At 66.6% G+C, this 1,287-nt stretch carries 1 protein-coding gene; it reads right to left on the bottom strand.

Annotated elements, in window-relative coordinates:
• Positions 1-40: 40 nt before the first annotated feature.
• A protein-coding gene (locus ABZU32_RS40925) for an IS3 family transposase (RefSeq protein ID WP_354932179.1) occupies positions 41-1,221 on the bottom strand; the annotation gives its coding sequence in 2 pieces (ribosomal slippage) (positions 41-972 and positions 972-1,221; 1,182 coding nt in all).
• Positions 1,222-1,287: the final 66 nt, after the last annotated feature.

The raw sequence follows: 1,287 nt of genomic DNA, 5'->3' as shown, positions 1-1,287 counted from the left end.
TGAAGTTGCCCCGGTTGTGTGGACAGGTCGGGGTTTGCGGCTATGCGGCAGCGTAGCGGTTGTGTTCGGCGTCGTGTCGGCGTTCGTATTCGGCGGGACTGAGCATGCCCAGGGTCGAGTGGCGGCGCCGGGGGTTGTAGAACCCTTCGATGAAGTCGAAGCAGACGGCCTTGGCCTGGGCGCGGGTGGCGAAGTGATGCCGGTCGAGCAACTCAGTCTCCAACGTCGCGAAGAAGCTCTCGGTGACGGCGTTGTCAAAGCAGTCGGCGACGGTCCCGGTCGAGGTACGGATGCCCGCTGACCTGCACCGCTGGCTGAACGACAGCGACGTGTACTGACTTCCTTGATCGCTATGGTGAATGAGTCCGGGGGCGGGCCGGCGGTTCCAGATCGCCATCTCCAGGGCGTCGATGACCAGCTCGGTGCGCATGTGATCGGCCATCGCCCATCCCACGATCCGCCGGGAGAACACATCCAGCACCACCGCCAGATACAGCCATCCCTCGCCGGTCGGCACGTAGGTGATGTCGGCTGTCCAGGTCCGGTTCGGTCCCGGAGCGGTGAAGTCCCGCTTCACCAGATCCTCAGCCGGACTCGCCGCGGGGTCACGGCGAGTCAGCCCGCGCCGGCGGCGCCGATGCACTCCTTCAAGCCGGGCAGCGCGCATCAGCCGGGCCACCCGCTTGCGCCCGATGCGCACCCCGAACTCCTCGGCCAGCTCGGCATGCACCCGCGGAGAACCATAGGTTCCTCGCGATCCAGCATGGATCTTCGTGATCGTTTCCGTCAGGGCCTCGTCCTGCCGGGCCCGCGCCGAGGGTCCGCGGTTCTTCCAGGCGTAGTAGCCCTGGCGCGACACACCCAGCACCCGGGCCAAAAGGGAGACGCCATGGCGTGCCTTCTCCGCGTCGATCAGCCGGTACTTCATTTCGGCCGATCCGTCTCCCGAGCGAAGAAAACCGCGGCCTTCTTCAGGATCTCCCGCTCTTCCCGCAGCTGACGGACCTCTCGCCGCAGCCGGGCCAGCTCCTGCTTTTCGACGCTGGTCAGACCGTCCTCGCGGCGGCCCTCATCGCGCTCAGCCTGGACCACCCAGTTGCGGATGGACTGCGCAGTCGGCTCGAACTCCTTGGCCAGTTCCTCCGGCGTCCGGCCGGCGCGGACCAGCTCCACCATCTGCCGCCGGAACTCCGGCGGGTACGGCGGACGTGACATCGGCACTTGTGAACTCCTCCCAGGACACATCGTCCCAAGCACTCGGCTGTCCACAAGACCGGGGCAACATCA

Origin of the sequence: Sphaerisporangium sp. NPDC005288 (genome assembly GCF_040607475.1) — a bacterium.
In the GTDB taxonomy this organism is placed as follows: Bacteria; Actinomycetota; Actinomycetes; order Streptosporangiales; family Streptosporangiaceae; genus Sphaerisporangium; species Sphaerisporangium rhizosphaerae.
Note: the sequence above shows the minus strand (reverse complement) of the source record. Positions and strands in the feature narration are given on the sequence as shown.